This window comes from Actinomadura rupiterrae, from assembly GCF_024172125.1.
Lineage (GTDB): Bacteria > Actinomycetota > Actinomycetes > Streptosporangiales > Streptosporangiaceae > Spirillospora > Spirillospora rupiterrae.
In genome coordinates this window covers 37,260-49,127 of the sequence record NZ_JAMZEA010000019.1, presented here as the reverse complement: position 1 = coordinate 49,127, position 11,868 = coordinate 37,260, and the positions used below count along the sequence as shown (strand labels likewise).

16 protein-coding genes are annotated in these 11,868 nt (G+C 69.7%); 15 read left to right on the top strand and 1 reads right to left on the bottom strand.

Going from position 1 to position 11,868, the window contains the following annotated elements; all coding sequences use genetic code 11:
* Window positions 1–57 precede the first annotated feature (57 nt).
* The 9 genes from FHU30_RS44100 to FHU30_RS44060 all read left to right on the top strand — a co-directional run bounded on the left by FHU30_RS44100 (window position 58) and on the right by FHU30_RS44060 (window position 5,112).
* Window positions 58–474 (top strand): ATP-binding protein, encoded by a 417-nt coding sequence (locus tag FHU30_RS44100; protein ID WP_253883702.1) that lies wholly within the window; start codon window positions 58–60, stop codon window positions 472–474.
* Window positions 475–581: 107 nt separating this feature from the next.
* Window positions 582–857: a hypothetical protein gene (locus tag FHU30_RS44095; RefSeq protein WP_253883701.1), complete on the top strand. Its 276-nt coding sequence runs from the start codon at window positions 582–584 to the stop codon at window positions 855–857.
* Window positions 838–1,371 (top strand): DUF6879 family protein, encoded by a 534-nt coding sequence (locus FHU30_RS44090; protein ID WP_253883700.1) that lies wholly within the window; start codon window positions 838–840, stop codon window positions 1,369–1,371. Before FHU30_RS44095 ends, FHU30_RS44090 begins: the two co-directional genes overlap by 20 nt.
* A gap of 7 nt (window positions 1,372–1,378) precedes the next feature.
* On the top strand, window positions 1,379–2,203 hold the full coding sequence (locus FHU30_RS44085; RefSeq protein WP_253883699.1) for a helix-turn-helix domain-containing protein: 825 nt from the start codon (window positions 1,379–1,381) through the stop codon (window positions 2,201–2,203).
* 59 nt (window positions 2,204–2,262) lie between these two features.
* Entirely contained in the window at window positions 2,263–2,511 is a 249-nt protein-coding gene (locus FHU30_RS44080) for a hypothetical protein (RefSeq protein WP_253883698.1), read from the top strand.
* 95 nt (window positions 2,512–2,606) lie between these two features.
* Entirely contained in the window at window positions 2,607–2,918 is a 312-nt protein-coding gene (locus FHU30_RS47865) for a radical SAM protein (protein ID WP_372504070.1), read from the top strand.
* A 141-nt stretch (window positions 2,919–3,059) separates the two neighbouring features.
* On the top strand, window positions 3,060–3,704 hold the full coding sequence (locus FHU30_RS44070; RefSeq protein ID WP_253883696.1) for a radical SAM protein: 645 nt from the start codon (window positions 3,060–3,062) through the stop codon (window positions 3,702–3,704).
* Window positions 3,701–4,333: a dTMP kinase gene (tmk, locus tag FHU30_RS44065; RefSeq protein ID WP_253883695.1), complete on the top strand. Its 633-nt coding sequence runs from the start codon at window positions 3,701–3,703 to the stop codon at window positions 4,331–4,333. Before FHU30_RS44070 ends, tmk begins: the two co-directional genes overlap by 4 nt.
* Entirely contained in the window at window positions 4,318–5,112 is a 795-nt protein-coding gene (locus tag FHU30_RS44060) for an endonuclease/exonuclease/phosphatase family protein (RefSeq protein WP_253883694.1), read from the top strand. Before tmk ends, FHU30_RS44060 begins: the two co-directional genes overlap by 16 nt.
* A 7-nt stretch (window positions 5,113–5,119) precedes the next feature.
* Here the strand turns inward: FHU30_RS44060 and FHU30_RS44055 are convergent, their stop codons facing one another.
* Window positions 5,120–5,662 carry a class IV adenylate cyclase gene (locus FHU30_RS44055; protein WP_301324519.1) on the bottom strand — a complete coding sequence of 181 codons (543 nt, stop codon included), beginning with the start codon at window positions 5,660–5,662 and terminating at the stop codon, window positions 5,120–5,122.
* Between the two features lie 133 nt (window positions 5,663–5,795).
* Here FHU30_RS44055 and FHU30_RS44050 point away from each other — a divergent pair, with 133 nt between their 5' ends.
* From FHU30_RS44050 to FHU30_RS44025, 6 genes are all read left to right on the top strand, one after another.
* Window positions 5,796–6,026 carry a GntR family transcriptional regulator gene (locus tag FHU30_RS44050; RefSeq protein WP_253883692.1) on the top strand — a complete coding sequence of 77 codons (231 nt, stop codon included), beginning with the start codon at window positions 5,796–5,798 and terminating at the stop codon, window positions 6,024–6,026.
* 8 nt (window positions 6,027–6,034) lie between these two features.
* A complete protein-coding gene (locus FHU30_RS44045) occupies window positions 6,035–7,264 on the top strand; it encodes an aminotransferase-like domain-containing protein (protein WP_253883691.1) in 1,230 nt (409 codons plus the stop codon).
* Window positions 7,265–7,373: 109 nt separating this feature from the next.
* The gene (locus FHU30_RS44040; protein ID WP_253883690.1) at window positions 7,374–8,153 is read left to right on the top strand and encodes an ABC transporter permease; all 780 of its coding nucleotides are present in this window, start codon (window positions 7,374–7,376) and stop codon (window positions 8,151–8,153) included.
* Between the two features lie 33 nt (window positions 8,154–8,186).
* Window positions 8,187–9,248, top strand: coding sequence for a taurine ABC transporter substrate-binding protein (locus FHU30_RS44035; protein ID WP_253883689.1), 1,062 nt, complete (start codon window positions 8,187–8,189; stop codon window positions 9,246–9,248).
* Window positions 9,232–10,092, top strand: coding sequence for an ABC transporter ATP-binding protein (locus FHU30_RS44030; RefSeq protein ID WP_253883688.1), 861 nt, complete (start codon window positions 9,232–9,234; stop codon window positions 10,090–10,092). The genes FHU30_RS44035 and FHU30_RS44030 overlap by 17 nt, the downstream gene beginning before the upstream one ends.
* Window positions 10,093–10,110: 18 nt before the next feature.
* Window positions 10,111–11,844 (top strand): amidohydrolase, encoded by a 1,734-nt coding sequence (locus tag FHU30_RS44025; RefSeq protein ID WP_253883687.1) that lies wholly within the window; start codon window positions 10,111–10,113, stop codon window positions 11,842–11,844.
* Window positions 11,845–11,868: the final 24 nt, after the last annotated feature.

The following is an 11,868-nucleotide window of genomic DNA, read 5'->3' as shown; positions in this document are numbered from 1 at the left end:
AGCCTCGTCTCGGAGAGTGATCGAATGAATACTCACGCTCGCAGCGATGAGCCCGCCGTGCTTCACAAGATCGCAGAGATCGACGTTCCGGGAGCCGAGTCGATCGTCGGCCGCGTTCGCAGGCACCTCGCCGACAAGCTTGCCGAACTGCTCGGAGAGGATTCGGAGATCGCGGCGGAGACGGTCCTCCTTGCTGATGAGCTGATCGCCAACGCGATCCGCCACACCCGATCCGGTGAACAGGGCCTGGTGCGCGTGTCGGTCTGCCTGCTCGAAGGTCGCGTGCTGCGCGTCTCGGTGCGCGACGAAGGGCACGACACCAACAGGCCCCGACTGGGCGAAGCGTCGCTCGACGATGTCTCTGGACGGGGCCTGATGATGGTCGACCAGATTTCCACGCGCTGGGGCGTCATCGCCAACGCCGAGCAGGCCGGTTCGACGGTCTGGTTCGAGCGGGCGCTGGGCATGCCTTGATGTGACGCGCCACTGCACGCGCTGTGCCCTCGCTTCACCCTTGACCCGACCAGACGGTCCGGCGGACAATCCTCGGGCTGGCAAACTCCGGCGACCAAGGAGCCCCAGTGAAGCTCACCCACCTTGGTACCGAGAGCGGCAAGACCGGCTGCCCAATGCTCCTTGCCAGCGACCGTGGGACATTCGTCGTCCAGGGCTGGCGTCTCAGCGACCCCGAAGCTCTGAGCGCCCTCGACATCCCCGCGCACGAGACCGTCGTCGAAGTCCCCGCCGAACTGATGAAGGCACTGCCCGTCGAGTTCCTTCGCCAGGCGCTCGCCGAGCGTGAGAGCACCGCGCGGAAACTCGACGGGGAGGATTCCGGTGGCACTGCTCAGCCCTGACGAGTGGACAGCGCTACTGACCGGATGCGAACGGTCGGTCGCTCATCTGGAGATGCGCGACGTCTACGCCGTCGACGACGAGGACGACATGTTTGCCCGCTGGAAGCGCGACACGCCACCGAACTCCGCTGAACTGCGGGAATGGTGGCAGGACTGGATAGATCTGCTCGCTCCGCTCAGCTCCACCGGCCGTGGGGTGCGCCGAGCGCGAATCGTGTCTGAACCTGTCACCGACTACATCGCCTACGAGTGGGAGATCACCAGCGGGAACATCCTCGCCGGTGAGGACGTTCGCTGGCTGCCTCGCCGCCGGGCATCGGACCTGTGCCTGCCGGGCAACGACTTCTGGCTGATCGACGACACCACAGTGGTGTGGAACCACTTTTCCGGCAAGGGCCAGTGGTCGGCGAACGAAGTGTCCCGCGATGCCTCGGCGGTCGCCTTGTGTGTGAGGGCGTTCGACGCGGTCTGGGAGCGAGCCGTTCCCCACAAGGACTACAGCCCACTCCGGTGATGAGCAGGTGACCTCCCCGGTTCAGCAAGCCCGCGTGGTGTTCGGAGCCCGCCTGCGTGAGTTCCGCAAGGATGCGGGGCTCACCGGGCGGGACCTTGCACGTGCGGCCGGATGGGCAGAGTCGAAGGTCTCCCGCTTCGAACGCGCCCGACGCGCCCCGTCCGAAGCGGACCTGCGGCAATGGTGCCGCCTGACCGGTTCCCTGCCCCAGCTCCCGGATCTCCTGGCTGGCCTCCGCGCGATCCAAGACCAGTGGGACGAGCACCGCGCTCTCGTCCGAGCCCGGATCAACCGTGGTCAGGTGGCCTGGGGCGAGCTTGAGGAAGCGGCCACCCAGACGCTGTGGTACGAGCAGTGGGTCATTCCTGGGCTGCTCCAGACCGCTGCCTACGCACGGGCCGTCCTGACGCTTGCGGCCAACGAGCTCCAGATCTCCGACATCGAGTCGACGATCCGGACGCGCCTGAACCGCCAGCACGTGCTGTACGCGGTCGGCAAGACCTGGGCGTTCCTCATCGAAGAGCAGGCATTGATGACGGTCGTGGGTCCAGGCGTGCTCGCAGGGCAGATCGACCGCCTCCTGGCATTGAAGTCACTGCCCAACGTCAGCCTGGGCATCATCCCTGCGCGCGCCGAACGCGGCGTGCTCCCTGAACACTCATTCGCGGTCTTCGACCGAGCCGTCATGGTCGAGACCGTGACGGCAGACCTGCCGTTCACCGAGCCCCACGAGATCAACGCCTACCGGCGCAAGTTCGACCTGCTCAGCCAACAGGCACGGTACGGCGGCTTTGCCCGCCGCATTCTCACCGACGCGGCAAACCACGCCTGATCTGGCAAACATCGGCAAGCTCGTGGGGATCGTCGACTTGACCCGCCTACCTTCGGTCCATGCTCAACGCATCGCCCCCCAACGCTGTCGATCAGGACGAGCTCAGCATTCGGCAGTTCGCCCTGCAATGCACCGACGACTCGTGGACGGCCGCACCACACTATGAGGTCACCGATGGCATGAGGGCTCCGGGATGCCGGGTTCAGGTCGCCACAGCCACGTCTGAGCAGCTCGCCGTTTCCTGCATGGTCGAGAGAATCCGCGCGACGATGGCCCGCGTGGCGGCTACCCGCGCCGGCTTCCGCTAGAAGAGCAGGTCGCCGTGCCGGCGAGCGCGGGGACGAGAGGTCGCTATCGCGGCCGAAGCCGCTGCTGCGCTGGCCGAACAGGCTGGAGGCCCCAGATGAGACGTTCTTTGATCGTTGATACGCATGCCAGTTCGTGCTTCTTCCGTACTTCGGTCGGTGATGGCGAGCGCAAGGCGCTTGTTCAGATCACCGAACGCTGCAATCTCCACTGCGCCCACTGCTTTGTGTCCTCGACTAGGACGGGTGTGGACATCTCGCTGGACGCTTTCGCCGAGGTCGTCCTGCCGCGCCTGCGGGAAGCCGGGGTGGAGAGGATCACTGTCACCGGGGGTGAGCCGTTCGTCCACCCTGACCTGGTAGCGATCTGCCGCGCCGTCAATGACGTCGGAATCTCGGTCGGGATCTGAACCAACGCCACCCAGACCACCGACGAGCAGATCGCCGAACTGGTCGCGCTCGGCGGTGTTCACGTCAATGTCAGTCTGGACGGCTTCAGATCGGCCTCGCATGGAAGGTTCCGCGGGAGCGTCGCTTCGTTCGACGTCACGGTGGAGACCACCCGGAGGCTGGCTGCTGCCGGCCTGCTGCAGGGGCTGCTGTCGACCCCGAACGCGCTCACCGACGCTGAGGAGTTCGCCGACCTGTGCGCCTTTGCGGTGGAGGTCGGAGCCGAGTATGTCCTGATGAATCCGCTGTCGTCGTTCGGTCGCGGCGTGAGGTCCAAGGGAAAGCTGGCGGCACCGGCCGAGGCGATGCGGACGATCCGGGCGGTCACCGAGCGGTTCGCGGGCCATGGTGTGGAGCTGGTGCATATCCGGTTCCCGAACCAGGACAAGCCGCTGGCGGGCTGCGACGCCGGAAAGCTGATCTACGTCTTCGCCGACGGCGCGACGGCGGTCTGCCCCTACCTGGTGTTCGCCGCGCGGACCCCGCAGTCCCGCTACGCCGACACCGACTTCCTGGTCGGCAACATCCTCAAGGAACCGATCGCCGACGCCCTGGCCGGGTACGACCTGGCCGGGCACCTGACGATGGGCCACAACCCCACCTGCGGCTCGTGCGGACTCGACAGCACCTGCGGGAAAGGCTGCCCCGCCGCGTTGGTGGCGCGCGGTGAACGCATCGGCGAGGTCGACACCGAGCAGTGTCCCAAGACCACGCCGCTGCTGCAGATCGGATGGCGACCGGCATGAACGGATTGTTCGTGGTCGTCGAAGGGCCCAACGGCGTCGGCAAGACCACAACGGCCAGGCTGCTGGCCGACCGCCTCACCATCTGCGGCTGCGACGTCCGCCCGACTTCCGAACCGACCCCGACCGCGTGGGGCCGGCTCATCCGCTCCTGCGAGGGCGAGCTGCCCGCCCGAGCGCTGGCACTTGCGGTCGCGGCCGACCGCGCAGCGCACGTCGTGCGCGAGATCCAACCGGCGCTGTCGGCAGGGGCGGTGGTCGTCAGCGACCGCTACCTGCCCTCCTCGCTTGTGCTGCAACGCCTGGACGGCCTGACGCTCAACGAGATCTGGCGCTACAACACTGCTGCTCTGCGGCCGTCCGTCACGTTCTACCTGGAGGACGACCCCGACGTCCTGGTGTCGAGGTTGAAGGAACGCAGCACGCGCAGCAGGCTGGAGCGCCTCGGCTCACCCGCCCGGGAGCTGGAGCTCTACGGCAGGGCGTATGAGTTCCTGGGACGGCGCGGCTGGCGGCAGGCCCGCGTCGACTGCCGCGGACTGGGCCCCGAACAGGTCGTCACAGCGATGCTCAGCCGCATCGAGCTTCTCCACCCACACGAGAGGAACATCTGGACGTGCTCCAAGTTCTGACCGTCAACCTCGGCGCGGCAGCCAGACCCCGCGCCGAGGCCCTTCTCCAATGGCTCGCCGGACGACCCGAAGAGGTCTTCGTTCTCACTGAGACCAGCGCCGGGCCGGGCACGACCTACCTCCTGGACCAATTCCGAGCCGCCGGATACGCCGTCGTGAAGTCCCCCGACGAACGCGACAGGGGTGCTGCGGTGGTGAGCCGAGTCAAGATCGCGGAGAACGGGACGCCGAGGGTTCCGGGCATCTCGATTCCCGGCCGCGTCGCCGTCTGCCTGCTCGACACCGACCCGCCGGTCTTCGTCGTCGCGGTGTATGTCCCCAGCCGCGACCGCACGGAGAACAGGACCGCACGCAAACAGCAGTTCATCACCTCATTCCTGGCCACCCTGGGGGCGCTCCCGGCCGAGGTCGCCGCGCACACGCTGGTCGGAGGGGACTACAACGTCATCGGCCGCGACCACCAGCCCCGGCACCGCGGATTCCTGCAGTTCGAGTACAACTTGCTCGAAACCCTGGAGGCCGCCGGTTACACCGACACCCACACGCACCTGCATCCGGGCGCGCAGCCGCATTCGTGGATCGGACGGACCGGAGACGGCTACCGGTACGACTACCTCCACGCCGGGGCGGCCCTCGCCGAACGCATCCGCGGATGCGAGTACCTCCACCAGATCCGCCTGGACCAGCTGACCGACCACGCCGCGCTGACGCTGTCCCTTGACGTCACGCCCACGCTGTTGAGCACCAGCGACCCGGCAACCAGCGGCGCGCTGTTCTAGCCGGGACTCAACGAGCTGCGGCGCGGACGAGCGAGTCGTAGGTCTCGGTGACCCGGTCGAGTTTCACGCCCAGGCCACGCGCCCAGGCGTCGAGTTCGGTCTGCGTGTCGACTCCTGGTTCACCGTCCGGTACGACGGCCTCGATCTCCAGAAACGGCCCCAGGTCCTGCACTTCGTCCAAGCACAGCGACAGCTCCCCGACCGTTCCGGACCGACGTTGCTTGACGATACGGACCGTGGGCCGGAACCCCATCTGCAGCAAGGCCTGATGCATCTGGTCGCGGTCGTCCACCAAGGACTCGGCCTCCGCGCAATCCATCTCATTGTCCCGCGGCGTCTTGACGGTGAACAGGTGAACATCGGCCACGGTCCGAAGCCGGGCGAAGGGGACCCCGACCTTGGACTGCCCGTAGTCCCACCAGGATGGCGCATACGCCTGGTCGTCCTGACGGACAGGAGTCGATAGCGCAACGTCACGTGCGACCAGCGCTCGCTCCAGTGCGTCCGGATCGATCACGCGGTACTTGACCTCTATCTCCCGCGTCCCCAACCGTGCTCCCGATGTCGTTGGCGTCCAGCAACGCAGCGTAGCGTCCGCAGCTGAAGGTGTGCCGGTTGTCGGGGCGGTGTCGATGCCGGCGGTGGACGGTACGCGTGGTGTGGGGGCGCTTAGGGTGGTGTGTGTGGGGTTGCTGTTTCCGGTGGGGGAGGACGAGGGGGAGCCGCTTTATCGGCGGGTGCGGCGGGGGCTGGAGGGGGCCATTCTCGCTGGGCGGTTCGAGGAGGGGCGGCTGCCGTCGTCGCGGGAGGTGGCGGCCGAGCTCGGGGTGTCGCGCAACACCGTGAACCTCGCGTACCAGGAGCTGATCACCGATGGGGTGGTGATCGCCGGCCGCGGTCCGGGCATGTGGTGAACGAGGAGATGGCGGCGCGCAGGAGGGCGGGCCCGGCCGAGCAGGCATCGCCGGGGTGGCTCGCGCGGCTGGAGGCGCCGCCGGGCGCGGGCGACCTGCCGCACATTCGCAAGCCCGAGCACTGGGACCGCTACCGGTACGCGTTCGTCACGGGGCATCTGCCCTCCGAGGCGTTCCCCGACCGGGCCTGGCTGCGCTCCTTGCGGGAGGCGCTGCGGGGCGAGCACCGGCGGTTCAGCCTGCAGGACGCCATCGACGTCGACGATCCGCTGCTGACCGAGCTCGTCTGCCGGGAGATCCTGGCCGGGCGGGGGATCGCCGCGAGCCCCGAGCGCGTGCTGATCACCGTGGGGTCGCAGCAGGGCCTGCACCTGGTGGCCGGCGCGCTGGTGGGTGAGGGCAGCCGCGTCCTGGTCGAGAACCCCGGGTATCCGGACGCGCGGCACATCCTCGCGCGCGCCGGCGCGGAACTGGTGCCGGGCGAGGTGGACGACGGCGGGCTCATCGTGGACGAGCGGCTGCTGGACGTCGCGCTGGCCGTCACGACCCCGGCCCACCACTACCCGTCGAACGTCACGATGACCGGCCGGCGGCGGCAGCGCCTGGTCGCGCTGGCCCGGGAGCGCGACATCGTGCTGGTCGAGGACGACTACGACAGCGAGCTGCGGTTCGTGGGCCGGGCGTCGCCGGCGCTGGCCTCGCTGGATCCCGACGCCGTGATCTACCTGGGCAGCTTCTCCAAGTTCCTGGCGCCGGGGCTGCGGCTGGGCTTCGTGTCCGCGCATCCCGCCCTGATCGAGCACCTGCGGGACCTGCGCCGGTACACGATCCGGCATCCCTCGGGGCACCAGCAGCGGGCGCTGGCCCTGCTCATCGCGTCCGGCGAGTACCGGCGCGGCGTCCGGCACCTGCGCGAGGCGATGCGGGTGCGGTGGGAGCGGACGGTCGCAGCGGTGCGCCTGCACCTGCCCGACTGGGTGATGCGCCCGCGCGCGGGCGGTGTCAGCGTCTGGATCGGCGGCCCTCCCGGCCTGGACACCCGCGAGCTGGCCGCGCGCCTGGACCCGCGCGGCGTCCTGATCGAGCCGGGCGACACGTTCTTCTTCGACTCGCCGGGGAGCGCGCGCGGCCCGATCCCGCGCCATTGGATCAAGCTCGGCTTCGGCGCGCTGGACCCCGAGCGGATCGACGAGGGCGTGGCCATCATCGCCGACGAGGCGAGGCAGCTGCTCGGCTAGCCATCTGGTACCTGCGAATCCGAGCGAACTGGCTCTTTGCAGGGAGCCACTCCGCCGCCTACGATCCATTTCCAACTATTTCGGTCGGTTATATCGAAAGGGGTGCGGTGTGCTGCGAGCCGTCGCGCTGCGGGCCGGGGGAGTGCTCGCCCTGCTGGCGATCTGGTGGGGTGTCGCGGCCACCCACCTCTGGTCGGAGGTCTTCGTCCCGTCTCCCGGAGCCGTCTGGCACCAGCTCGTCCAAACGTCCACCACGCACGGCGGGCAGCGCGGCTACGGCGGCCACCTCCTCTACGAGCACCTGCTGGCCAGCCTGCGCCGCATCCTGCTCGGCAGCCTCTACGGGGTGGTCGGCGGCATCGTCCTCGGGCTGGTCATCGGGCTGGTCCCGACGGCGCGTGCGCTGCTCGGCCCGCTGGTGACCTTCGTGCGGACGCTGCCCCCGCTGGCGTACTTCAGCCTCCTGATCATCTGGTTCGGCATCGACGAGTCACCGAAGATCGTGCTGCTGTTCGTGGCGGCCCTGCCGCCGGTCGCGGTGGCCACCGCCGACGCCGTGCGCGGCGTGCACGTGGACTACGTCTTCGCCGCCCGGTCGCTCGGGGCCGGCCGCTGGCAGATCCCGCTGCGGATCGTCCTGCCCTCGATCCTTCCCGAGATCATCACGGGCGTCCGGGTCGCCGTCGGCGTCGCCTACACCACGGTCGTCGCGGCGGAGACCGTGAACGGCGTGCCCGGCATCGGCGGCATGATCCGCGACGCCCAGCGCTACAACCAGACCGACGTGGTGGTGCTCGGGCTGCTCACGATCGGCGCGTCCGGCCTGCTCATAGACGGCCTGCTCCAGCTCGCCGAACGCCGCCTGGTGCCCTGGCGCGGCAAGTCCTGACCCCCGTACGACCTTGACGGACAGGAAGCACTCATGAAGAAGACCCACGGCCCGGCGCTGCTCGCCGCGTCCGCCACCGCGCTCTCCCTCGCACTCGCCGCCTGCTCCTCCGGTACGGGAGCGGCGAAGGCCGCAGGAGGTGGCGCCGCGAACTCCGACGGCAGTCCCAAGACGCTCCGCATCGGATACCAGCTCATCCCGAACGGCGATCTGGTCGTCAAGGACCAGCGGTGGCTGGAGAAGGCCCTGCCCAACACCAGGATCACGTGGTCGAGGTTCGACTCGGGCGGCGACGTGAACACCGCGATGATCGCCGGTTCGATCGACATCGGCCTGGCCGGGTCCAGCCCGGTCACCAAGGGCCTGTCGGCGCCGCTGAACATCCGGTACAAGGTGCCGTGGATCTTCGATGTGATCGGTGAGAACGAGGCCCTGGTCGCCCGGAAGGCCACCGGGATCGCCGGGCTGAAGGGGAAGAAGATCGCGACCCCGTTCTCCTCGACCTCGCACTACAGCCTGCTGGCCGCGCTCCAGGACGCCGGGCTCAAGGAGACCGACGTGAAGATCGTCGACCTTGAGCCGCCGGACATCCAGGCCGCCTGGACCCGCGGTGACATCGACGCCGCCTACGTCTGGACGCCCGTGCTGTCGGCACTGGAGAAGACCGGCAAGGTCCTGGTCACCAGCAAGGACCTCGCCGCCAAGGGCAAGGTGACGGCTGACCTCGCGGTCGTCCGCACGGCGTTCGCCGACAAGTACCCCAAGGCGCTGTCGGTCTGGCTCCAGCAGGAGGACCGCGCGATCAAGCTGATCCGCAGCGACAAGGCGACGGCCGCGGCGGCGGTGGGCCGCCAGCTCAACGTCCCGCCGGACGAGGCGTCCAAGCAGATCGACCAGCTCGTCCTGCTGGACGGCAGGCAGCAGGCGGGGGCCCAGTACCTCGGGACGGCTGCCCGGCCGGGCGCCTTCGCGCAGAACCTCTACAGCGCGGCGCAGTTCCTCAAGGCGCAGAACAAGATCCCCGCTGTGCCCGACCTGAGCGTCTTCCAGCATGGCCTGGCCAGCAAGGAGCTCGGCGATGCGTCCCTCGGATAGCCCGACATCCACCTCGGACGCCCAGGCGGTGACCGGCGGCCAACAGGTCACGGGCGGACAGGCCGCGGCGGTCTCGCTCGACGCGGTCTCGGTGACGTACGGCGGTGACCGGCGGCTGGGCGGTCTGCTCGGCCGAACGGACACGGTGGACGCCCTATGCGAGGTCGGCACCGACATCCCGGGAGGCGAGTTCGTCACGATCGTCGGGCCGTCGGGCTGCGGGAAGAGCACGCTGCTTCGCCTGGTCGCGGGCTTCGTCCGGCCGAGCCGGGGCGAGGTCAGGGTCGCGGGCGAGCCGGTCACGGGTCCCGGCCCCGACCGCGGCGTCGTGTTCCAGCAGCCCCGGCTCTTCCCCTGGCTCAACGTGCGCCGGAACGTGGAGTTCGGCCTGCGGATGACCGGTGTCCCCGCGGCCGACCGCCGGACGCGGACCGCCGAACTCCTCGACCTGGTCGGGCTGTCGGAGGCCGCCGCGCGCCTGCCGCACGAGCTGTCCGGCGGGATGCAGCAACGCGCCGCGATCGCCCGCGCGCTGGCCCCCGGCCCCGGCATCCTCCTCATGGACGAGCCGTTCGCAGCTCTCGACGCCCTCACCCGCGAGCGCCTGCAAGAGGAGCTGCGCCAGATCTGGCGGCGGACCGGCACGACCGTCCTGTTCGTCACGCACAGCGTCGACGAGGCCGTCCTGCTCGGCACCCGGATCATCGCCCTCAGCAGGCGCCCCGGACGGGTCGTCCTGGACGAGACCTCCACGCTGCCGCGCGAGGAGTCCCCGCACGCCCATCCCGGCTTCCTCGCCCTTCGCGAGAAGCTCGCGGCCACCGTCCGCGCGGCCGCCGCCTGACCACTGGAGAACACCACCATGTGCATCCTGTGCTCCGACGTCGGCAGGCGCGCCGTCCTCGGCGGTTCGCTGGCCGCCGTCGCCGGCGCGATCCTCCCGGCGGCACCCGCATCCGCCGAGCAGCCCGTGGCCGAACGGGCCGCTCCGCCCGACACCATCTACCACGGCGGCCACGTGCTGACCATGGCGCACCATGACCGGACGGCCGAAGCGATCGCCGTCAGGGGCGGCCGGATCATCGCGGTCGGCTCCGAACGCCGGATCCGCCGCCTGGCCACGGCCGACACCACGCTGGTCGACCTCAAGGGCCGGACGGTGCTGCCGGGTTTCGTCGACGCGCACAGCCACGCGCCGTACCCGGGGCTCGTCAAGCTGTACTACGCCGACCTGTCCAGTCCGCCGGTCGGCGCCGTCACCGACATCGCCTCCCTGGTCTCCGCGCTGAAGGCCAAGGCGGACACCGCGCGGGCGGGCGACTGGGTCCGCGGCTGGGGATACGACCAGACGCTGCTGGCCGAGGGCCGCCATCCCACCGCCGCCGACCTCGACCGGGCGAGCGGCACGCTGCCGATCTGGGCGGCGCACACCAACGGGCACATGGGCGTGGCGAACTCGGTGGCGCACCGGCTGGCCGGGATCACCAGGGACACCCCGAACCCTCCCGGCGGCGTGATCGGCAAGGACCCGGCGACCGGCGAGCCGACCGGCCTCCTCCAGGAAGCGGCGCAGAACCTGGTCGCCAGGCTCCAGCCGAGCTTCACCCCCGCCCAGCTCACGGCGGGCGCCAAGGCGACCTCGGACCTCTACACCGCGGCCGGGGTGACCACCAGCGTCATCGCCGGAGGCGGCGCCGACCTGTACGCGGCGCTGGGCGCCTGGCAGAGGACCGGTGTGACCGCCTTCCGCAGCCTGCTCATGCTGAGCGGCGACCCGCTCGCCGGCCTGCCCCTGCCCGAGGGCACGGGGGACGAGTGGGTGCGGGTCTCCGGCTTCGGCGAGTCGGTGTACGACGGATCGATCCAGGGCTACACCGGCTACCTCACCGAGCCGTACCACAAGCTCGCCGAGGGGCTCCCGGCCGGCTACCGCGGCTACACCAACTACAGCCCCGACGTCCTGAAGGCCCGCGTCGACAAGCTGTACGCCGACGGTTACGCCGTCCGCATCCACGGCAACGGCGACGCGGCCATCGACGACCTGCTCGACGCCTACGAGTCCGCCATCGCCAAGCACGGACGCCGCGACCACAGGCTGCGGATCGAGCACGCCCAGACCGCCCGCGAGGACCAGCTGGACCGCATGCGACGGCTCGGCGTCCAGGCGTCGTTCTTCGTCTCGCACACCTACTACTGGGGCGACCAGCACCGCGACATCTTCCTCGGCCCCGAACGCGCCCGCCGCATCAGCCCGCTGAACTCGGCCCGAGACCACCGCTACAGCCTGCACCTGGACTCACCGGTCGTCCCGCAGAGCCCGCTGCAAGCCGCGTGGTCGGCCGTCAACCGCACCACCCGCAGCGGCAAGGTGCTCGGCCCCGAACAGCGGGTCACCCCGCTCCGCGCGCTGCGCGCCGTGACGATCGACTCCGCCTGGCAGCACTTCGAGGAGCACAGCCGGGGCTCCATCGAGCCGGGCAAGCTCGCCGACCTGGTCGTCCTGGCGGAGAACCCGCTGACCGTCCGCCCGCACAGGATCAAGGACATCGAGGTGCTGCGGACCATCGTCGGCGGCCGGGCCGTCCACTCCGCCTGACCAGAACCGCCTGACTAGAAGGGA